We start from the raw sequence: 20,341 nt of genomic DNA on the forward strand, positions 1-20,341 counted from the left end.
CCATTCAGCCCGCAGAATCGGCCCCAGAAGGGGAGTAGCTCCCAGACGTTGTCGCCGTCAATTCGAGCCCGCAGGCTCCGGTGCAACGGCAGTCCCACCCGGTGGGACTGCGAGCGAGACCTTCGCCGTATGGCGAAGCTCTGTCCCCGGATCCCCTCCGATCCTCCGTTGCAGATCCTCGCCGTCCGGCTTGAGGCATTTCATTCATTCAACGGACAAACTCATGCAGACGATCGGTAATTTGTGGTTGTGGGGCGGCTTCGGCGCGGTGGTGATCATCGCGCTGCTGGTCGATCTGGTACTGATGCGACACGGCGGCCCGCACAAGGTGACCTTCAAGGAGGCCCTGTGGTGGTCGATCGGCTGGGTCGCCCTCGCCCTGGCCTTCAACGGTGGCCTCTGGTACTACCTGAACGAGACCGCCGGCCAGGTGGTGGCCAACAAGGTCGGCCTGGAGTTCCTGACTGGTTACCTGGTCGAGAAGGCCCTCGCGGTAGACAACATCTTCGTGTTCCTGATGATCATGGGTTACTTCGCCGTGCCCGAGGAACAGCGCCAGAAGGTGCTGATCATCGGCATCCTGGGTGCGATCGTGCTGCGTACGATCATGATCTTCGCCGGCAGCGTGCTGCTCACCAAGTTCCATTGGCTGCTCTACGTGTTCGGCGCGTTCCTGCTCTTCACCGGCTGGAAGATGTGGTTCTCGGCTGGCCAGGAGCCTGACCTGGAGACCAACCCGGCCCTGCGCTGGATGCGCAAGCACCTGCGCCTGCTGCCCGATTACGCCGGCAATGCCATGAGCGTCATGCGCGACGGCAAGCGCTGGTACACCCCGCTGTTCGTGGTGCTGATCCTGATTGCCGTGACCGACGTTATCTTCGCGGTGGATAGCATCCCGGCCATCTTCGCGATCACCACCGACCCGTTCATCGTGCTCACCTCCAACGTGTTCGCGGTGCTGGGTCTGCGCGCCATGTTCTTCCTGCTGGCCGGCATGGCCGACCGCTTCCACCTGCTTCCGTACGGCCTGGCCCTGGTGCTGGCCTTCATCGGCGCCAAGATGATGCTGATCGACATCTTCAAGATCCCCACCCCGATCTCGCTGGGCGTGGTCGCGCTGATCATTGCCGCCACCGTGGTGCTGAGCCTGAAGAACCCGCCGAAGACCGGCGACGCGTAACCCCTGATCGCCGTCGGCGGGATTGTCCCGTCGGCGGCACCTCTGTCTCCCGTCGCGTTGCCCTTGTGTTCAGGCGGACGCGACGCAATCCCTTTGGGTATGAACGCCAACCTGCCCCTGCCTGCCGGCGAGCCGCCGGCCTCTCCCCGCAACGACCGTGGCCGTGTGGTGCGGGCGTTCAACCTGAGCCTGGCCTTCGTGCTGGTGCTGGTGGCGGTGTTCACCGCGCAGGGCCACTTCGATTGGCGCCCCTGGGCCGTGGCCCCGCTGGAAAGCGACGGCCTGCTCGGCATCCTCGGTGCGCCGCTGCTGCATGGCTCGGTCCAGCATCTGGCCGCCAATAGTTTTGCTCTATTGATTCTTGGCACTTTGGCAGGAAGCGTCTATCCAAAGGCGACCCTGCGTGCCTTCCCGCTGCTGTGGATCGGTTCCGGGCTGGGCGCGTGGCTGCTGGGCGATATCGGCAGCCGCCACCTGGGCGCCAGCGGCATCACCCACGGCCTGATGTTCCTGGTGTTCGTGCTCGGCCTGCTGCGCCGCGACCGCCCGGCCATTGCCGCCGGCCTGATCGCCTTCCTGTTCTACGGAAGCATGCTCATCACCATCCTCCCACACGAACCGGGCGTGTCCTGGCAGTCGCACATGGGCGGCGCCTTCGCCGGCATCATCAGCGCGCTGCTGTTCCGCCTGTCCGACCCGATGGCCCCGCGCAAGCGTTACAGCTGGGAAGAGGAAGACGAGGACGCGCTGGACGCACAGCGCGACAGCGACCTCGAACCGCCCTCCCCGCACCGCGTGCCGGTGCTGTGGCAGCCGCGCGAAGGGCAGGATTTCGTCGTGTTGCCGTTCCGTCGGCCCGACGAACGTTGATCAATTGTTCCCGTCCACCGCACGCCGGCCCAATGCCGGGTCATCGGTGAAGAACGCATCGATCCCTGTTGCCAGGTAGGCGCGCATCTCCGCCACCGATCCTTCGGGATTGCGCGTGTTGGGCTCGCCCTTGCGGAACTCGGCGGCCATGAAGGCATTCTCCGGTCGGAACGTATATGGCACCACCAGCAACCCGGCCGCATGCGCATCGCGCACCAGCGTGGTCGGCGTGCCCAGGCGGCCCGCGGCATCCAGCGGAATCACCATGCGCAGGCTCGGCCCGATGCCGTCGGCATACCCGGCAATCTGGTCCAGCCCGGCCGGCGTGATCATGTCCGCGTAGTGCTGGCTGCCCTTGGCGGCCAGTACATCACCTGGCTGCTGCTTCGGGTCACCCAGCAGCTGCAGCAGGCGGATGTTGCTGTCGCGGCCGAGCTTGCTGCGCAGGTAGCGCAGGTTGCCTACCTCGAACGACTGGATCGTCACCGGCGCCACGCGGGTGTAGGGGTTGGCCTGCAGCGTTTTCACCAGCAGGTCTTCCATCGGCAGGCCGATGCCCTTGAAGTAGGTGCCGTGCTTGATCTCCGGCACCAGGCCAATCCCGCGCCCGGCGCGGCCGGCCTGCTGGACCAGGAAGGTGACGATCTCGTCCAGCGTGGCAATGCGGAACTGGCCATCGAAGGCGGTGCTGCGCAGCTGCGGCAGGCGCTCGCGGGCGTACAGCGTCTTCAGCTCGGCCAGGGTGAAGTCTTCGGTGAACCAGCCTTCGATGCGTTCGCCATCGATGGTCCTGGTCGTCTTGCGGTCGGCGAACTCGGGATGGGTGGCCACATCGGTGGTGCCACTGATCTCGTTCTCGTGGCGCGAGACCAGTACGCCGTCCTTGGTCATCACCAGGTCCGGTTCGATGTAGTCGGCGCCATCGGCGATGGCCTGCGCGTAGGCGGCCAGGGTGTGCTCGGGCAGCAGCGCGCTGGCGCCGCGATGGCCGTACACCGCCGCCTTGCGCGGCGCGGGTGGGGAAGATTCAGCGCTCATGGCCACCGATGGTGCCACGGCCAGCGAGAACAGCAACGCACAACCCCACAACGACTTCGACACTGCAAACCCCTGTTGGTACCGCCCCGCCGATGCGGCGGGGCCGGATAAGACGTGGCGCATTCTGCCAGTGCGGTGTTACAGCCGGAAGAAGACCTTACTTGCCAATACAGAAGCTCGAGAAAATCCGCCCCAGCAGGTCATCCGCACTCATCCGCCCGGTGATCTCGCCCAGCGCCTCGTGTGCCAGGCGCAGCTCTTCGGCAGCCAGCTCCAGGTGTTCGTGCACCAGCTCGGCTTCGGCGCGCTCGGCGTGGCCGATGGCCAGGGTGATCGCTTCCACGTGGCGGGCGCGGGCGGAGAACTCACCCTCCACGCTGTCGCCGGCGCTGCCGCTGGCCAGCTCGCGCAGGCGGGTGTGCAGCAGGTCCAGGCCCTGGCCGGTGGCGGCCGAGACGTGCACCACGTTGGCGTCGATGTCGGCCGGCAGCGCCTCGAGCAGGTCGCTCTTGTTGTGGATCCACAGTTGCAGCGGCACCTCGGCAATCGCATCGGCCACCGCCGCGTGGCCGGCCTGCGGGTCGCGCGCGTCGAGCACGATGATGGCCAGGTCGGTGCGCTGCATCTCGGCGCGCGCACGGCGCATGCCTTCGCGTTCGATGGCGTCGCCGCCTTCGCGCAGGCCGGCGGTGTCGACCAGGGTCAGCTCCAGCCCATCAATGCGGATGGTCTCTCGCAGGGTGTCGCGGGTGGTGCCGGCAATGTCGGTCACGATGGCGCGTTCGCTGCCGGCCAGCGCATTGAGCAGCGAGCTCTTGCCTGCGTTGGGCGGGCCGACCAGCACGGCGTGCAGGCCATCGCGCAGGCGGCGGCCGCGTTCGGCATCGTCGCGCAGGGCCACCAGCGCGCGCAGGACGTCGCCCAGGCCCAGCCGCACCTGCTCACCGCCCAGCGTATCCAGCGGCTCGTCGGCGAAGTCGATCGCCGCTTCCACATGGATGCGCAGGCGCACCAGCTGCTCGCCGGCCGCGTCCACGCGGCGCGAGAACACGCCGTCCAGCGAGCGGCGCGCCGCGCGGGCGGCACGGGTATCGCTGGCCGCGATCAGGTCGGCGATGGCCTCGGCCTGGGCCAGGTCGAGCTTGCCGTTGAGGAAGGCGCGCTCGCTGAACTCGCCGGGCCGCGCCTGTCGCGCGCCGAGTGCGATGCAGCGACCGACCAGCTGCTGCAGCACCACCGGGCTGCCGTGGCCCTGCAGCTCCACCACGTCTTCGCCGGTGAAGCTGCGCGGATTCGGGAAGTACAAGGCAATGCCGTCATCCAGCACCTCGCCAGCGGCGTCGCGGAAGCGCGCGTAGTGCGCGTGCCGCGGCTGCAGTGGCGGGCAGCCCAGGTCCACGGCGATGCGCAGCGCCTGCGGGCCTGACACGCGCAGCATGCCCACGCCGCCGGCACCGGGCGCGGTGGCGATGGCAACGATGGTGTCGGTGGCGGCGTTCATGGCTCAGAGCTTCTCCAGCTGCGCGCGGGCCTGGGCAGCGCCGCTGCCCTGCGGCTGCAGCGCCAGGTAGGTGGTGTAGGCCAGCTTGGCCTTGGTCTTGTCGCCGGCGTGGAAGTACGCATCGCCCAGGTTGAGGTGGGCCACCGCGCGCGACGGGTCGATCTTCAGCGTGTTTTCCAGCCAGCGCGCCGCTTCAGCGTAACGCTGCTGGCGGTAGTAGACGAAGCCGAGGTTGTTGGCGGCCTGGGCGAAGTCCGGGCGCAGCTTCAATGCTTCGGTGAACTGGGCAACCGCCTCGTCATAGCGCTTCTCGCGGTACAGCTGCAGGCCACGGTCGTTGGCCTGCTGCGCGCGCTGGCGGTCGGAGGTCGGCACGGCCGCCGGCACCACCAGCGTGCTCTTGCCGCCCTGCAGGTCGGCCACGGTCACCGGCGCCTCGCCGGGCGGCTTGGCGTCCTGCGCGGCATCCACCCGGTTGTTGAGCGCGATCGCGTCGGCCGAGAGCTGGCTGGTATCGGCGTTGAGGTATTCCTGGCTGTCGGGCACCTGGAACACGAACTCGCCGCCCTGCGAACCGGGCAGGCTGCCGAACGCCGGGGTCTGCCGGGATACCGCCGATACCGCCGGGGCCACGTACGCTGCCAGTTCGGTGCCGGTGATCAGGCCATCGCCATTGAGGTCGCCCTTGCCTGCCAGCGCCTGCAGAAGCACCCAGGTGAACACCGAATGGCCGTTCGGGCCGCTGTCGGCGACCTGCTGGTCGCTGCCGCCGGCGGTGAGCATCTGCCGCGCGCTGCGCTTGGCGTTCTCACGCAGGAACGCCGACGACGACGGGCCGCCACGGGTCAGGCCCAGGCCGCTGTAGCAGGCATCCATCACGAACATCACGTGCTTGGCCTGCATGCTTTCAGCGATGTTCTGGATGTCGGTCATCGCGATGGCATCGGTGGCGAACTCATTGGGGTCCGAATCCACCGGGATGATGTAGCCCAGGTCGCGGCCCGACGCCAACCGGCGCGTGGCGCCATGCCCGGCGAAGAACACGAACACGCGGTCGTTGCGGCCGGTGCGGTCATCGGCCAGGCGGTCGTGGAACGCGGCCAGGATGTTGTTGCGGGTGGCCTGCTTGTCCTTCAGCACGATCACCTGCGAGGACGGGAACTTGAACTGCCCGGTCAGCGTATCGGCGATGGCCTGCGCATCGTGGCTGGCGTATTCCAGCCGCGGCCACTTGGCGTACTCGTCGATGCCGATCACGATCGCCCACGACTTCTCGTAGCCGGTGGTGACGGTGGCTTCGCTGGCGGCGGCGCTGCGTGGGCGGCTCACGGTGAACTCCCGGCCATTCCAACCGGCGAACTGGTAGCCCTCGGCAATCAGCCGGTCCAGGATCTGCGGCAGCGCCTTCACCGCGCGGTCGTGGATGTCGTGGAACAGGATGATCCCGCGCTGCTCCTTCTGCACCTGCCCCAGCACGCGCTGCACGATCGATTCGGGCACCGGGTCGGCCCAGTCCATCGAATCGATGTTCCACATGATCGACTTCAGGCCCGCCTCGTTGAGCAGCTGCAGGCCTTCGGCGTTGCGTGCGCCATAGGGGAAGCGGAACAGCGGCGCGCGGCGCTTGTCCACGTCCTTGAGCAGCGTGTCGGTCACCAGCACCTGCTGGCGCAGCGCCTCGCCGGTGGTGCGCGACAGCTGCGCGTGGGTCAGGCTGTGGTTGCCCACGGCGTAGCCCTGTTCCATCAGGTTGCGGCTGATGCCGGCCATCGGGCCCAGCTTCACGCTGCCATCGGCATGCACTTCGCCCAGGTTGCGACCCACTTCGAAGAACACGCCCGGCACGTCGTAGCGCTTGAGGATGGCCACCACTTCGTCGGTGTAGGCCTTGTGCGGGCCATCGTCGAAGGTGAGCACCACCGTCTTGGGCGGCAGGTCGCGGCCGAAGATCTCGCGATCGCTGTCCTTCATCGACATCGGGTACGGCTCGATCACGCCGTAATCGCGCAGGATCGCCTCGCGGCTGTACTGCTTGTGCAGGTGGGCGAGGTAGTCGTCCCACTTTTCGCGCTTGAGGGTGATCGCGCGGGTGCGGTCGAAGCGGCTGAAGATGTTGGTGATTTCCTGGTTGTAGTTGCGCTCGATTTCATCGAGCGCGTCCAGGTCCTCGCCCACGCGCTGGTGCAGCTTCACCGCCGGCAGCGAGGAATCGGTGCCGATGCGCTCGTGCAGGTCGCGCAGCACTTCGCGGAACGCCAGGCGATCGGCGTCGTACAGTTCCGGTGCCGATTCGATGTAGTCCAGCACCGTGCCCAGGGTGGTGAAGCGCTGCGGGCTGCTGCCGCGCAGCAGCGCATCGAACTGGGTGGCGATGGCCTGGCGCTGGTCCAGCCCATCGTGGAACAGCTGCTGGCCGATGCGGCTGGAGGTGTCACGGTCGCGCGCCGACTGCTGCGCTTCGTCGGCCAGCAGCACGATGATGCGGCGGTGGCCGTCGAGCTGCTTCTGCAGGGCGGTGAGCAGCGGCGCGGCCGCAGGATCTGCAGATGCCGCGGCCTGCGCGCTGGGCTGCGTCGGAGTCGGCGTTGCCGGGGCGGCGGGGTCGTTGTTGCCGCAGCTGGCAACGGCCAGGGTCAGCAGCAGCAGGGACGGCAGGCGGAACAACGACGACGCACGGGGCATGGAGGGCTCGGTGGGTGATGCGGGTGGGTGAATGCAAGCGATTGTATCGCCGGCAAAGAAAAACCCGCCGGAGGGCGGGTTTTTCAGGGGTTATTTCTTTTTGGCGGGGGTCGCGGTGGCCGGGACCGGGTCGCCGCCGTGGCGCTTGGTCATCCACCACTGCTGCAGCAGGCCCAGGCCACCGTTGACCACCCAGTACAGGACCAGGCCGGACGGCATGAAGGCCATCATGACGCCGAAGATCAGCGGCATCATCTGCATCATCTTGGCCTGCATCGGGTCCATGCCCGGTGCCGGGGTCAGCTTCTGCGTGGCCCACATCACCGCCACGTTGATCACCGGCAGGATGAAGTACGGGTCGCGTGCGGTCAGGTCCTGGATCCAGCCCAGCCACGGGGCCTGGCGCAGTTCCACCGATTCCACCAGCACCCAGTACAGCGCGAAGAAGATCGGCATCTGGATGAGGATCGGCAGGCAGCCGCCCATCGGATTGATCTTTTCCTTCTTGTACAGCTCCATCATCGCGGTCTGGAACTTCTGGCGGTCATCGCCATAGCGCTCCTTGAGCTGCGCGATGCGCGGCTGGAAGCGACGCATCTTGGCACCGCTCTTGTACTGCACCGCCGACAGCGGATACAGCACCAGCTTCAGCAGCACCACCAGGCCCACGATGGCCCAGCCCCAGTTGTTGACGACCTTGTGGACCTGGTTCAACACCCAGAACAGGCCCTGGCCGATCACGGCCATGATCGAGAAGCGGCTGTAATCGACAACGCGATCCAGGCCCGGCACATCTTCCTTGGCGATCTGGTTGACCAGCTTCGGGCCCACCCACAGGCGTGCCTCGCTGCTCACCTGCTGGCCCGGGGCCACGGTGAACGCCGGGCCGGTGGCCTGGATCTGGTCGCGGCCGTCATGCTGGGACAGCGAGTAGTTCGCGGCCTGGTCCTTCTGCGGCACCCACGCGGTGAAGAAGTGGTGCTGCAGCATCGCCACCCAGCCACCGGTGACCTGCTGGTTCAGCGGGCCGTCGTCCAGGTAATCCTTGAAGGCACGGCGCTGGTACTTGCCGTCCTTGTCGAGCCAGGTCGCGCCGTTGAAGCTGAACGAGTCCGGGTTGGTCATGCTGCGCGACAGGATCGTCGGCGTGCGGTCCAGGGTGCGGTACACGTAGCCGCTCCACGGGGTGGTGCCGGCGTTGATCACTTCGTCCTTGACCTTGACCGCGTATTCATTGCGGTTGACGGTGAAGGTACGGCGGATACTCACGCCGTTCGGGCCATTCCACACGAACGGGATCTGCAGTTCGTTCTGGCCCTTGGCCAGCACGAAGTCCTTGGCATCGCCCACCAGCGTGAAGCCGTTGGCTTCCGGCACCGGCATGCTCTTGTCCTGGCTGGTCCAGCCGGTCACCGCGCGGTACGGGTGGGCCGGGTCTTCGGTCAGCAGGCGCACCGGCGGGCTGCCGTCGTCCTTGGTCTGCGGGAACTGCAGCAGCTCCGCATCCAGCACGGTGCCGCCATCGAGCACCAGGCGCAGCACGTCGGTGGTGACGGTCACGCGCGGCGCGCCGGCCTGGGCCTGCGCGGTCGGCTGGGTGGCCGGGGCGCTGCCCGGGGCCTGCGGCACGTTGGCACCGGGCACGGAGCCCGTTACGCCCGGCACCGGTGCCTGGGTCTGGGCGGCCACCGGGGCGGTGGGCGCCGGCTGTGCCTTGTCGCTACCCCACTGCATCCACAGCAGGATGGCCACCATCAGCCAGGCAACAATCAGGAAAACGCGGGTCTGGTTCATCAGCGTGCAGGCTCGACGGGGCCGGCAGCAGGTGCCGGCTCGGACTGGGAAAGGGGTGCAACCCCGGGCGGCGGCATTGTGCCGTCCGCGCCCGGCATGGGCAATGCGCCCAGCCGGCGCAGCAGGCGCTCGAAGGCCTGGCGGATCTCGGAATTACTTGCGGTACGGGCGGAACTGCGGGCAGCTACGACATAATCGCCGGCAGTCATCCACGGCCGTAGGTGGCGTGTGGCATCGCGCAGCACACGCTTGATACGGTTGCGACCCACGGCTCGGGGATCGACTTTGCGCGAAACGGCAAGACCCAGCCTGGCCGGCGTGTCGCTCTTCAGCCAGTGCAGGGTCATCAGCGGTTCGGACACACGGCGGGCGCCGTTGAAGACCGTTGTATATTCGGCACGCGTACGAACCCGCGCAGAGCGAGGAAATCGCTTGCGCGGGTCGGAACTGCTCACAGTCAGGATTGCGTCTGCCGCGGGAAGCGGCATTGCAATCAAGCGCTCAGGACTTTACGGCCCTTGGCGCGGCGACGCGACAGGATCTTGCGGCCGTCAGCGGTCTTCATACGGGCACGGAAGCCATGGTCGCGCTTACGCTTGAGGTTGCTGGGTTGGAAAGTGCGCTTGGTGGCCATGCGGGCCTCTATATGAAGGGGACGGAAAGAACCGGAAATTCTATAGACCTACCCCGGGGCGCGTCAAGCCCATGTCACTACGGGATTTCACCGGCCTGTGCAATAGCTGTGGATCATTTTGTGAATAACTTCGGGACAACCATTCCCGGCACCCCGCGTCGGTGGTAGTCTGCGCCATCCATTCTTTCCCCTTCCGGCCTGCGGCACGGCGGCTTTCTGCGCCCCAACCGCTGGCCCCAGACGATTATTGCCGATGGATGCCTGGTCCCGTTGTCTCGAACGCCTTGAGGCGGAGTTCCCGCCCGAAGATGTTCACACCTGGTTGAAGCCGCTGCAGGCCGATCTGCGCGCGGACAGCCTGGTGCTTTATGCGCCAAACGCCTTCATCGTCGACCAGGTCCGCGAGCTGTACCTGGCGCGGATCAAGGAACTGCTGGCGCACTTCGCCGGTTTTGGCGACGTTTTTCTTGAAATCGGCTCGCGTCCGCGGGCCGTGGAGGCGCAGATCGCGCCGATTCCGGGCCATTCCGCGCCTGCTGCGCCGGTTGAGCCGCTGGTGCCGTTCGCCGGCAACCTGGATTCGCACTACACCTTCACCAACTTCGTGGAAGGCCGCAGCAACCAGCTGGGCCTGGCCGCGGCGTTCCAGGCGGCGCAGAAACCGGGCGACCGGGCGCACAACCCGCTGCTGCTGTACGGCGGCACCGGCCTGGGCAAGACCCACCTGATGTTCGCCGCCGGCAACGCCATGCGCCAGGCCAATCCGGCCGCCAAGGTGCTGTACCTGCGCTCGGAACAGTTCTTCAGCGCCATGATCCGTGCGTTGCAGGAAAAAACCATGGATCAGTTCAAGCGCCAGTTCCAGCAGGTGGACGCGCTGCTGATCGATGACATCCAGTTCTTTGCCGGCAAGGACCGAACCCAGGAAGAGTTCTTCCACACGTTCAACGCCCTGTTCGACGGCAAGCAGCAGATCATCCTCACCTGCGACCGGTACCCGCGCGAAGTCGAAGGGCTGGAAGCGCGCCTGAAGTCGCGGCTTGCCTGGGGCCTGTCGGTCGCCATCGAGCCGCCGGACTTCGAAACGCGCGCGGCGATCGTGCTGGCCAAGGCCCGCGAACGCGGTGCTGAGATTCCCGACGATGTGGCGTTTCTGATTGCCAAGAAGATGCGCTCCAATGTCCGCGACCTCGAAGGTGCGCTCAATACCCTGACCGCCCGTGCCAACTTCACCGGCCGCGCGATCACCACCGACTTCGCCCAGGAAACCCTGCGCGACCTGCTGCGTGCCCAGCAGCAGGCCATCAGCATTCCCAACATCCAGAAAACCGTGGCCGACTACTACGGGCTGCAGATCAAGGATCTGCTGTCCAAGCGCCGGACCCGTTCGCTGGCCCGTCCGCGACAGGTCGCCATGGCCCTGACCAAGGAACTGACCGAGCACAGCCTGCCTGAAATCGGCGATGCCTTTGCGGGTCGTGACCACACCACGGTGCTGCATGCGTGCCGGCAGATCCGGACGTTGATGGAGACCGACGGCAAGTTGCGGGAAGACTGGGACAAGCTGATCCGGAAGTTGAGCGAATGATGCATGCACGCCGCACGGGCGTCATCGCATAAAACGGTGCAAAATCCGGGTGTAAGCGAGGGACAGGCTGTGGATAAAAAACCCGTTTGAGTTGGCGGGATTTTTATCCACAGGCTTCCCCACCCCTTGGGGGGTAGTAGTGCAGAGGGTTTCGAGGCCATAAAAGCCTTTATTTACAAATACTTAGATGTGTTTTCCCGCAATTCTGGCTCTACCATCACCACCAAGCTTTTGATTTATTCCACATCTTTTTAAAGCATAGGGGCACGGAACCACATGCGTTTCACACTGCAGCGCGAAGCCTTTCTCAAGCCGTTGGCACAAGTCGTCAACGTGGTCGAACGCCGCCAGACCTTGCCGGTTCTGGCTAATTTCCTGGTCCAGGTCCAGAACGGGCAGCTGTCGCTGACCGGTACCGACCTGGAAGTGGAGATGGTGTCGCGGATCGCGGTGGATGATGCCCAGGACGGCGAGACCACCATCCCGGCACGCAAACTGTTCGAGATCATCCGCGCCCTGCCCGACGGTAGCCGGATCACCGTCTCGCAGACCGGTGACAAGATCACCGTGCAGGCCGGCCGCAGCCGCTTCACCCTGGCAACGCTGCCGGCCAACGACTTCCCGTCGGTGGACGAAGTGGAAGCCACCGAGCGCGTGGCCATTGGCGAAGCCACCCTGAAGGAACTGATCGAACGCACCGCGTTCGCCATGGCCCAGCAGGACGTGCGCTACTACCTCAACGGTCTGCTGTTCGACCTGCGCGGCGACGCGCTGCGCACCGTCGCCACCGATGGCCACCGCCTGGCGCTGTGCGAAACCGACCTGGAAAAAGCCAGTGGCGCCAAGCGTCAGATCATCGTGCCGCGCAAGGGTGTGACCGAACTTCAGCGCCTGCTGGAGAGCGGTGATCGCGAGATCGAGCTGGAAGTCGGCCGCAGCCACGTGCGCGTCAAGCGCGACGATGTGACCTTCACCTCCAAGCTGATCGACGGCCGCTTCCCGGATTACGAGGCCGTGATTCCGATCGGTGCCGACCGCGAAGTGAAGGTCGATCGCGAAGCCCTGCGTGCCTCGCTGCAGCGTGCCGCGATTCTGTCCAACGAGAAGTACCGCGGCATCCGCGTGGAAGTGTCGCCGGGCAACCTGAAGATCAGCGCGCACAACCCGGAGCAGGAAGAAGCCCAGGAGGAGATCGAAGCGGATACCACCGTGAGCGATCTGGCCATCGGCTTCAACGTGAACTACCTGCTGGACGCCCTGTCCGCACTGCGCGACGAGCACGTGGTGATCCAGCTGCGCGATTCCAACTCCTCGGCCCTGGTGCGCGAAGCCAGCAGCGAGAAGTCGCGTCACGTGGTGATGCCGCTGCGTCTCTGACCTGACGCTTGGTTCCACGTGGAACCGCGGTAACCAGGAAGCCCGGCCAAGTGCCGGGTTTCTTTTTGCCCAAACGTTCCACGTGGATCATCTGACGAACTGTGCTACATCGCCGCCTCCTGCGTGGCTACCTTCGATCTCGCGTCTTGTCCCGTGAATCTCTGCGCCTCGATCTGGATTGCCATCAACCCGGAGATCGTTCGATTTTCTACGGAAAGAGCAGCCACGCAGGGCGTGGCTCTACGGGGTTCGAAGAACGCCTTGGGTTGCCCCTGGTTCCCAGCTCTAAGCTTTTAAAAACTGTATATAAATCTAAAGCTAGGTGGTGGTGGTAGAGCCAGATTTGGTTGAAAAGTACCTTATCTAATTGAATCTAAAGGAGAATATGCACCTGAAACCCCCGGTAAAACAGGGTCTGAGCCTGGGGTTCAACCTGTGGATATCTTTCAGGGGTACCCAAGGCCTCTTTTTTATCCACAGATTGCACAGAGATTGTGCATAAGTCATACAGGCCCCCTGTGGATAGCCGAAAATGGAAGGCCTCAATCTCGCGAGATCTGAGAACGCCTACCCTGCCCCGCTCTTCAGATTTCAAAGAATCGAGAGCGTCGTCGGATTGGGCAGCCACGAGTCCGATCCAGAAATGGCGCAAATTCCTTGAAATCTGCACGGCTACACCTATGGTGCTCTTCCAGATTTCAAAGAATTCAGGGGGTCTTGGAGGTGCGGCGAACGCACCCCGATGCAGTAAGCTGATCGATTCCCCCAACCCTTCTGCCGCATCCGCGGCCCAGATCCGATCGCATGTACATCCGTCGTCTGTCCCTGCACCAGGTTCGCCGCTTTGACAGCGTGGAACTGGCCCCGCAACCGGGCATCAACCTGATCACTGGCGACAACGGCGCGGGCAAGACCAGCGTGCTGGAAGCCCTGCACGTGATGGCGTACGGACGCAGTTTCCGCGGGCGGGTGCGCGATGGCCTGGTGCGCCAAGGCCAGGATGCGCTGGATGTCTTCGTCGAATGGGACGAACAACGTTCCGGTGCGGATTCGGCTACGCGCCGCAAGGCCGGGCTGCGCCACAGCGGCCAGGAATGGAAGGGACGGCTCGATGGCGAAGACGTCGCGCAGCTGGGAAACCTCTGCGCAGCCCTTGCTGTGGTTACCTTCGAGCCGGGCAGCCACGCGCTGGTCAGCGGCGGTGGCGAACCGCGTCGTCGGTTCCTGGATTGGGGTTTGTTCCACGTGGAACCAGACTTCCTTGCCCTGTGGCGACGGTATTCGCGGGCCCTGAAGCAGCGCAATGCCCTGCTCAAGCAAGGCGGGCACCCGAATGCACTGGATGCGTGGGATCGGGAGCTGGCGGAGGCCGGCGAACCGCTCACCACCCGCCGCCAGCACTACCTGGACCGCCTCCAGGACCGGACCATCGGCCTGGCGCAGGATCTGGCCCCGAACCTGGGCATCCAGTCACTGACCCTGAGCCCCGGCTGGCGCAAACACGAGCTTTCCCTCTCCGACGCCCTGCTGCTGGCCCGGGAGCGCGACCGCTTGGCGGGCTACACCTCCGTGGGTCCGCACCGGGCTGACTGGAGCGTGGGGTTTGCCACCATTCCCGGTCGCGATGCGCTCTCGCGCGGCCAGGCCAAGCTCACCGCCCTCACCTGCCTGTTGGCCCAGGCCGAGGATTACGCCGAACAGCGCGGCGAATGGCCGGTGATCGCGCTGGATGACCTGGCCTCCGAGCTGGATCGTACCCATCAAGCCCGGGTACTGGACCGCCTGCGTGCAGGCCCCGCGCAGATATTCATCACCGCCACCGAGACCCCCGCCGCACTGCAGGACCGCACCGATATCACCCGGTTCCACGTGGAACATGGCCAGGTCCAGCTTGTGCCATAGTGCTGGCAGGGGCGGAAGCGCCCGGCTGGTATAATTGCTGTTGCAACCCCTTATCCATCGGCGCCCCGCTTCCTGCGGCGGCCCGACCTGCGGAGCCTATGGCAAGCGCAATGACTGAAGAACAGAACACTCCGGCACCTACCGGCAATTACGACGCCAACAGCATCACCGCCCTGGAAGGCCTGGAGGCGGTCCGCAAGCGGCCCGGCATGTACATCGGCGACGTCCATGACGGCACCGGTCTGCACCACATGGTGTTCGAAGTCGTCGACAACTCCATCGACGAAGCGCTGGCGGGCCACGCTGACCACGTTGCGGTGACGATCCACGCCGACGGCTCGGTCTCCGTGTCCGACAACGGCCGTGGCATCCCCACCGGCAAGCACGGGCAGATGAGCCAGAAGCTCGGCCGCGAAGTGTCTGCTGCCGAAGTGGTCATGACCGTGCTGCACGCCGGCGGCAAGTTCGACGACAACAGCTACAAGGTTTCCGGCGGCCTGCACGGCGTCGGCGTCAGCGTGGTCAACGCGCTGTCGCAGAAGCTCACCCTGGACATCTTCCAGAGCGGCTTCCACTTCCACCAGGAATACGCCGATGGCGCGGCCGTCAGCCCGCTGGCCCAGGTGGAAGCCAGCACCAAGCGCGGTACCACCCTGCGCTTCTGGCCGTCGGTGGTCGCGTTCCACGACAACGTCGAGTTCCACTACGAGATCCTGGCGCGCCGCCTGCGCGAACTCTCGTTCCTGAACTCCGGGGTCAAGATCGTCCTGGTGGATGAGCGTGGCGATGGCCGCCGCGACGACTTCCACTACGAAGGCGGCATCCGCAGCTTCGTGGAGCATCTGGCGCAGCTGAAGACCCCGCTGCACCCGAACGTCATCTCGGTCACCGGCGAGTCCAACGGCATCACCGTGGACGTGGCGCTGCAGTGGACCGATTCCTACCAGGAAACGATGTACTGCTTCACCAACAACATCCCGCAGAAGGACGGCGGTACCCACCTTGCCGGCTTCCGCGGCGCGCTGACCCGTGTGCTCAACAACTACATCGAGCAGAACGGCATCGCCAAGCAGGCCAAGATCAACCTGACCGGCGATGACATGCGCGAAGGCATGATCGCCGTGCTCTCGGTGAAGGTGCCCGACCCCAGCTTCTCCAGCCAGACCAAGGAAAAGCTGGTCAGCTCGGATGTGCGCCCGGCCGTGGAAAGCGCGTTCGGCCAGCGCCTGGAAGAGTTCCTGCAGGAAAACCCGAACGAAGCCAAGGCCATCGCCGGCAAGATCGTCGACGCTGCCCGTGCCCGCGAAGCCGCGCGCAAGGCGCGTGACCTGACCCGCCGCAAGGGTGCGCTGGATATCGCCGGCCTGCCCGGCAAGCTGGCCGACTGCCAGGAAAAAGACCCGGCGTTGTCCGAACTGTTCATCGTCGAGGGTGACTCCGCAGGTGGTTCGGCCAAGCAGGGCCGCAACCGCAAGAACCAGGCCGTGCTGCCGCTGCGCGGCAAGATCCTCAACGTGGAACGCGCCCGCTTCGACCGCATGCTCGCCTCCGACCAGGTCGGTACGCTGATCACCGCGCTGGGCACCGGCATCGGCCGCGACGAGTACAACCCGGACAAGCTGCGCTACCACCGCATCATCATCATGACCGACGCCGACGTCGACGGCGCGCACATCCGCACCCTGCTGCTCACCTTCTTCTACCGGCAGATGCCGGAGCTGATCGAGCGTGGCCACGTCTACATCGGCCTGCCGCCGCTGTACAAGATCAAGCAGGGCAAGCAGGAGCTGTACCTGAAGGACGACCCCGCGCTGGATGCCTACCTGGCCAGCAATGCGGTGGAAAATGCCTCGCTGATTCCGGCCGAGAACGAGCCGGCCATCGAAGGCGTCGCCCTGGAAAAGCTGCTGCTGGCCTACGCCTCGGCGCAGGAAGCGATCGGCCGTAATGCCCATCGCTACGACCGCCAGGTGCTTGAAGCCCTGGTCGATTTCACGCCGATGGACCTGGAGCACCTGCGCAAGGCCGGCGCCGACGAAGGCCTGGCCGCACTGGCCAAGCGCCTCAACCAGGGCAGCCTGGGGTCGCCGCGTTTCAGCCTGGAACTGCAGGAGCCCACCGAAGAGCGTCCCGCAGCGCTGCTGGTCACCCGTCGCCACATGGGCGAACAGCTGATCCAGGTGCTGCCGCTGTCGGCCTTCGAAACCGGTGAGCTGCGTGCCCTGCACCAGTCCTCGCTGCTGCTGCACGGGCTGGTGCGTGAGGGTGCCAGGATCGTCCGCGGTGCCAAGTCGTCGGAGATCGGCGGTTTTGCCGATGCCCGCAACTGGCTGCTGGACGAAGCCAAGAAGGGCCGCCAGATCCAGCGCTTCAAGGGCCTGGGCGAAATGAATCCCGAACAGCTGTGGGACACCACCGTGAACCCCGATACGCGCCGGCTGCTGCAGGTGCGCATCGAGGACGCCGTGGCGGCCGACCAGATCTTCAGCACCCTGATGGGTGACGTGGTGGAACCGCGCCGCGATTTCATCGAAGACAACGCGCTGCGGGTCGCAAACCTGGATATCTGACACAATCGGCTCAGGGCCGGCCGGTTGCGACCTGCAACCGGCCTGGCCACCGCCTATTGCTGCCAGGAACCCGATGTCCGCTACCGCTCCGGCGTCCACCACGCCTCCGCTGCCGCCCGCCCTGCCCAAGGCGCCCCAACGGAAACCAGGCTCGCCCGTTGCGGGATTCCTGATCGACCTGGGTATCGGCACCCTGGCCCTGCTCGGCCTCAGCCTGGCCAGCGGCCTGCTCTGGGGCCTCTATCGCGCGGTGGTCGTGGTCCGCGACACCGGCGCACAAGCGGCCGAAGCGCTCGCCCAGCAGGTGGGCCAACCCGGCGCGCTCGCGCAGATCCTGATGGCCGTGTTCGCCACCGGCGGTGCTGCCGTATTCCTGTACTTCCTTCGCCGCCGTGCGGACGCCAACGAGCGCCGCGCCTCGTTCGAGGCTGCCCGCCGCCCATCCACCTGGGGCTGGACCGCGCTGGTTGCCGTGGGCGTGATCATCGGCAGCAACGGCATTGCCTGGCTGGCCCGGCAGGCCGGTATTGAACCGGTACCCACCAACCTGGCCCTGATGGAACAGGCGCTGGCCCGCTTCCCGTGGTTCCTGGCCGTGTTCGCCATCGTGCTGGCCCCGGCCTACGAAGAACTGCTGTTCCGCCGCGTGCTGTTCGGCCGCCTGTGGCAGGCCGGCCGCCCGTGGCTGGGCATGCTGCTCAGCAGCCTGGCATTTGCCCTGGTCCATGAAGTCCCCGGCACCAGCGCGAACGGCCCGTGGGAAATCGCCCAACTGTGGCTGGTCTACGGCGGCATGGGCGCCGCGTTCGCCTGGCTGTACCAGCGCACCGGAACCTTGTGGGCACCGATCGTGGCGCATGCGTTGAACAACGCCATCGCCCTGGCCGCCTTGGTGTTCCTGGGCTTGCACTGACCCGACGGTTTGACAAAACCTTACATTCCGCACGCCACACTGCAGACATGAACACGGGAGTCCCCGCCTTGAAACCCTTGCTGCTCGGACTTGTCATCACCTTGGCGCTCAGCGCCTGCGCCACCACCACCTCGCCCACCGGGCGCAAGCAGATGGTGGGCGGCGTATCGCAGGCCGAGCTGGACCAGCTCGGCGCGCAGGCTTTCGCCGAAACCAAACAGAAGCAGAAGATCAGCAGCGACGGCCGCCAGAACGGCTACGTGCAGTGCGTGGTCAATGCGCTGGTCGCCCAGCTGCCGCCTCAGTACCGTGGCGTACGGTGGGAGACCGCGGTGTTCGTCGATGCCGAGCCGAACGCCTTCGCCCTGCCCGGCGGCAAGGTCGGCGTGAACACCGGCATCTTCACCGTGGCCAAGAACCAGGACCAGCTCGCCGCCGTGATCGGGCATGAGATCGGCCATGTCATCTCGCGCCACCACGAAGAGCGCCTCACCCGCCAGATGGGCGCGCAGACCGGCCTGGCCGTGCTCGGCGCGCTGGCTGGTGCAGCGTATGGCGACGGTGCGGCCAGCACGGTCAACCAGCTTGGCGGCGCCGGCGCCCAGGCGGCGTTCCTGCTGCCCGGTTCGCGCACCCAGGAAAGCGAAGCCGACGTGGTCGGCCAGCGGCTGATGGCCGAGGCGGGTTTCGACCCGGCCCAGGCCGTGAACCTGTGGCAGAACATGATGGCCGCCAGCGGCGGGCGTTCCCCGCAATGGCTGTCCACCCACCCGGACCCGGCCAACCGGATCCGGGAGCTGCAACGGGATGCCCCCGCCCTGACCGGTGTTTTCCAGCAGGCCCAGGCCGCTGGACGGCGCCCGAAGTGCGGGTGATTCGACTAAAGGATGCTGTATTGCAGCATCGGAAACGATTTCTCACGCCATCAGTTTCTGATACGTTTGGCGGCTCAGATTTTTCTGACAGTCCGTTTTGATGCCGCCGCGGCGGTTCGATCGAGGTGAAAGATGATTTTCCGCAACCACAAGCAAGCCGTGCTTTCCGTCCTCATCGCGACCGCCATTGGTGGCGTTGTGGTCACTGACGCCGTCGCCCAGACCCGCACCACTGATCGCAGTGCCGATCGCCGTGGTGGCAAGAAGGACCAGGCCAAGGCCGAAGCGCTGTACCCGCAGGCCACCCGTGCCGAGCCGGACATCAAGGCGTCGCCGAAGCTGGGCAAGCAGCTGCAGAAGATGATCGACAGCTACAACGATCAGAAGTTCCCCGAGACGCTGGCCGCGGCCAATGAAATCCTGGGCAACAGCGCCGCCAATGCGTACGACAAGTCGCTGGCCGCGCAGCTGGCCTCGCAGGCCGCCTACAACACCGACGACAACGCCGCTGCCAAGAAGTACCTGCTGCAGGTGCTGGAATTCAACGGCCTGGACAACAACGGCCACTTCCAGTCGATGCTGATGCTGGGCCAGCTGCAGATCCAGGACGACCAGCTTGCCGAAGGCCTGGCCACCCTGGACAAGTACTTCGCTGAAACCAAGTCGACCAAGCCGGAAGAGCTGATCATCAAGGGCCAGGCCCTGTACCAGCTCGAGCGCTACCAGGAAGCGGTGCCGGTCATCCAGCAGGCCATCGCCGGTGCCACCGAGCCGAAGGACAACTGGAACCAGCTGCTGATGGCGGCCCTGTCCGAGTCCGGCCAGACCGGTGAAGCGGTGAAGCAGGCCGAAGCCCTTGCCGCCAAGAACCCGGCCGACAAGAAGGCCCAGATGAACCTGGCCAGCATGTACCTGCAGGCCGACCAGATGGACAAGGCCGGCGCGGTCATGGACAAGCTCTTCAAGGGCGGCCAGCTGACCGAGGAGCGCGAGTACAAGCAGGCGTACTCGATCTACGCCAACTCGGACAAGAAGGAAGCCGAGGTCATTGCGGTGATCAACGATGGCCTGCAGAAGGGCATCCTGAAGCCGGATTACCAGGTGTACCTGGCCCAGGCCCAGGCGTACTACTACTCGGATCCGCCGCAGGTCGAAAAGGCGATCGAAGCGTGGCAGAAGGCCGCCCCGCTTTCCAAGGACGGTGAAACCTACTTGAACCTGGCACGTGTCTTGCATTCGGAAGGTCGCATTCCGGAGGCCAAGACGGCCGCCCAGCAGGCGCTGGCGAAGGGTGTGAAGAACCAGGCCGATGCCAAGAAAATCATCAACCTGAAGTAAGTAGGAATAACGCCTGAACGCCTGCGTGAGTGATGCGCAGGCGCTCAGGATTGGTATAAGCTTGGAGGTTCCTGCGGTG

General features: G+C 65.5%; 15 protein-coding genes. 9 read left to right on the forward strand and 6 right to left on the reverse strand.

What is annotated here, in order from left to right; translation table 11 throughout:
- Positions 1–223: 223 nt before the first annotated feature.
- Entirely contained in the window at positions 224–1,180 is a 957-nt protein-coding gene (locus NMB40_RS18205; protein WP_494359343.1) for a TerC family protein, read from the forward strand.
- 99 nt (positions 1,181–1,279) lie between these two features.
- A complete protein-coding gene (locus tag NMB40_RS18210; protein WP_282243956.1) occupies positions 1,280–2,050 on the forward strand; it encodes a rhomboid family intramembrane serine protease in 771 nt (256 codons plus the stop codon).
- On the opposite strand, the gene NMB40_RS18215 is transcribed toward NMB40_RS18210, so the two are convergent.
- From NMB40_RS18215 to rpmH, 6 genes are all read right to left on the reverse strand, one after another.
- Positions 2,051–3,088, reverse strand: a complete 1,038-nt coding sequence (locus tag NMB40_RS18215) for a glycerophosphodiester phosphodiesterase (protein WP_494361099.1) — start codon at positions 3,086–3,088, stop codon at positions 2,051–2,053.
- Between the two features lie 157 nt (positions 3,089–3,245).
- Positions 3,246–4,589, reverse strand: coding sequence for a tRNA uridine-5-carboxymethylaminomethyl(34) synthesis GTPase MnmE (gene mnmE / locus NMB40_RS18220; protein ID WP_494359344.1), 1,344 nt, complete (start codon positions 4,587–4,589; stop codon positions 3,246–3,248).
- A 3-nt stretch (positions 4,590–4,592) separates the two neighbouring features.
- Positions 4,593–7,271 carry a polysaccharide deacetylase family protein gene (locus NMB40_RS18225; RefSeq protein WP_494359345.1) on the reverse strand — a complete coding sequence of 893 codons (2,679 nt, stop codon included), beginning with the start codon at positions 7,269–7,271 and terminating at the stop codon, positions 4,593–4,595.
- Between the two features lie 90 nt (positions 7,272–7,361).
- Entirely contained in the window at positions 7,362–9,065 is a 1,704-nt protein-coding gene (gene yidC / locus NMB40_RS18230) for a membrane protein insertase YidC (RefSeq protein WP_494359346.1), read from the reverse strand.
- The gene (rnpA, locus tag NMB40_RS18235; RefSeq protein WP_494359347.1) at positions 9,065–9,553 is read right to left on the reverse strand and encodes a ribonuclease P protein component; all 489 of its coding nucleotides are present in this window, start codon (positions 9,551–9,553) and stop codon (positions 9,065–9,067) included. The genes yidC and rnpA overlap by 1 nt, the downstream gene beginning before the upstream one ends.
- Before the next feature lie 5 nt (positions 9,554–9,558).
- Positions 9,559–9,699 carry a 50S ribosomal protein L34 gene (gene rpmH / locus NMB40_RS18240; protein WP_006404565.1) on the reverse strand — a complete coding sequence of 47 codons (141 nt, stop codon included), beginning with the start codon at positions 9,697–9,699 and terminating at the stop codon, positions 9,559–9,561.
- A 253-nt stretch (positions 9,700–9,952) separates the two neighbouring features.
- On the opposite strand from rpmH, the gene dnaA reads away from it, so the two are divergent.
- The 7 genes from dnaA to NMB40_RS18275 all read left to right on the forward strand — a co-directional run bounded on the left by dnaA (position 9,953) and on the right by NMB40_RS18275 (position 20,262).
- Positions 9,953–11,287, forward strand: coding sequence for a chromosomal replication initiator protein DnaA (gene dnaA / locus NMB40_RS18245; protein ID WP_068848017.1), 1,335 nt, complete (start codon positions 9,953–9,955; stop codon positions 11,285–11,287).
- A 276-nt stretch (positions 11,288–11,563) separates the two neighbouring features.
- Complete coding sequence (gene dnaN / locus NMB40_RS18250; RefSeq protein WP_068848019.1) at positions 11,564–12,664, forward strand: DNA polymerase III subunit beta; 1,101 nt, start codon at positions 11,564–11,566, stop codon at positions 12,662–12,664.
- Positions 12,665–13,468: 804 nt separating this feature from the next.
- A complete protein-coding gene (recF, locus tag NMB40_RS18255; protein ID WP_282244016.1) occupies positions 13,469–14,566 on the forward strand; it encodes a DNA replication/repair protein RecF in 1,098 nt (365 codons plus the stop codon).
- A 110-nt stretch (positions 14,567–14,676) separates the two neighbouring features.
- Positions 14,677–17,136, forward strand: a complete 2,460-nt coding sequence (gene gyrB, locus NMB40_RS18260) for a DNA topoisomerase (ATP-hydrolyzing) subunit B (RefSeq protein WP_282244018.1) — start codon at positions 14,677–14,679, stop codon at positions 17,134–17,136.
- Positions 17,137–17,209: 73 nt separating this feature from the next.
- Positions 17,210–18,049, forward strand: coding sequence for a CPBP family intramembrane glutamic endopeptidase (locus tag NMB40_RS18265; protein WP_494359348.1), 840 nt, complete (start codon positions 17,210–17,212; stop codon positions 18,047–18,049).
- 68 nt (positions 18,050–18,117) lie between these two features.
- Entirely contained in the window at positions 18,118–18,924 is an 807-nt protein-coding gene (locus NMB40_RS18270) for a M48 family metallopeptidase (protein ID WP_093535447.1), read from the forward strand.
- Between the two features lie 132 nt (positions 18,925–19,056).
- Positions 19,057–20,262: a tetratricopeptide repeat protein gene (locus NMB40_RS18275; protein WP_282244026.1), complete on the forward strand. Its 1,206-nt coding sequence runs from the start codon at positions 19,057–19,059 to the stop codon at positions 20,260–20,262.
- The last annotated feature ends 79 nt before the right edge of the window (positions 20,263–20,341 follow it).

The organism is Stenotrophomonas sp. FBCC-B152 (assembly GCF_059134105.1).

Bases quoted from the DNA above. Each gene is read 5' to 3' on its own strand.
- NMB40_RS18205 (WP_494359343.1), top strand. From the start codon at position 224: ATGCAGACGATCGGTAATTTGTGGTTGTGGGGCGGCTTCGGCGCGGTG.
- NMB40_RS18210 (WP_282243956.1), top strand. From the start codon at position 1,280: ATGAACGCCAACCTGCCCCTGCCTGCCGGCGAGCCGCCGGCCTCTCCC.
- NMB40_RS18215 (WP_494361099.1), bottom strand. From the start codon at position 3,088: ATGAGCGCTGAATCTTCCCCACCCGCGCCGCGCAAGGCGGCGGTGTAC.
- mnmE (WP_494359344.1), bottom strand. From the start codon at position 4,589: ATGAACGCCGCCACCGACACCATCGTTGCCATCGCCACCGCGCCCGGT.
- NMB40_RS18225 (WP_494359345.1), bottom strand. From the start codon at position 7,271: ATGCCCCGTGCGTCGTCGTTGTTCCGCCTGCCGTCCCTGCTGCTGCTG.
- yidC (WP_494359346.1), bottom strand. From the start codon at position 9,065: ATGAACCAGACCCGCGTTTTCCTGATTGTTGCCTGGCTGATGGTGGCC.
- rnpA (WP_494359347.1), bottom strand. From the start codon at position 9,553: ATGCCGCTTCCCGCGGCAGACGCAATCCTGACTGTGAGCAGTTCCGAC.
- rpmH (WP_006404565.1), bottom strand. From the start codon at position 9,699: ATGGCCACCAAGCGCACTTTCCAACCCAGCAACCTCAAGCGTAAGCGC.
- dnaA (WP_068848017.1), top strand. From the start codon at position 9,953: ATGGATGCCTGGTCCCGTTGTCTCGAACGCCTTGAGGCGGAGTTCCCG.
- dnaN (WP_068848019.1), top strand. From the start codon at position 11,564: ATGCGTTTCACACTGCAGCGCGAAGCCTTTCTCAAGCCGTTGGCACAA.
- recF (WP_282244016.1), top strand. From the start codon at position 13,469: ATGTACATCCGTCGTCTGTCCCTGCACCAGGTTCGCCGCTTTGACAGC.
- gyrB (WP_282244018.1), top strand. From the start codon at position 14,677: ATGACTGAAGAACAGAACACTCCGGCACCTACCGGCAATTACGACGCC.
- NMB40_RS18265 (WP_494359348.1), top strand. From the start codon at position 17,210: ATGTCCGCTACCGCTCCGGCGTCCACCACGCCTCCGCTGCCGCCCGCC.
- NMB40_RS18275 (WP_282244026.1), top strand. From the start codon at position 19,057: ATGATTTTCCGCAACCACAAGCAAGCCGTGCTTTCCGTCCTCATCGCG.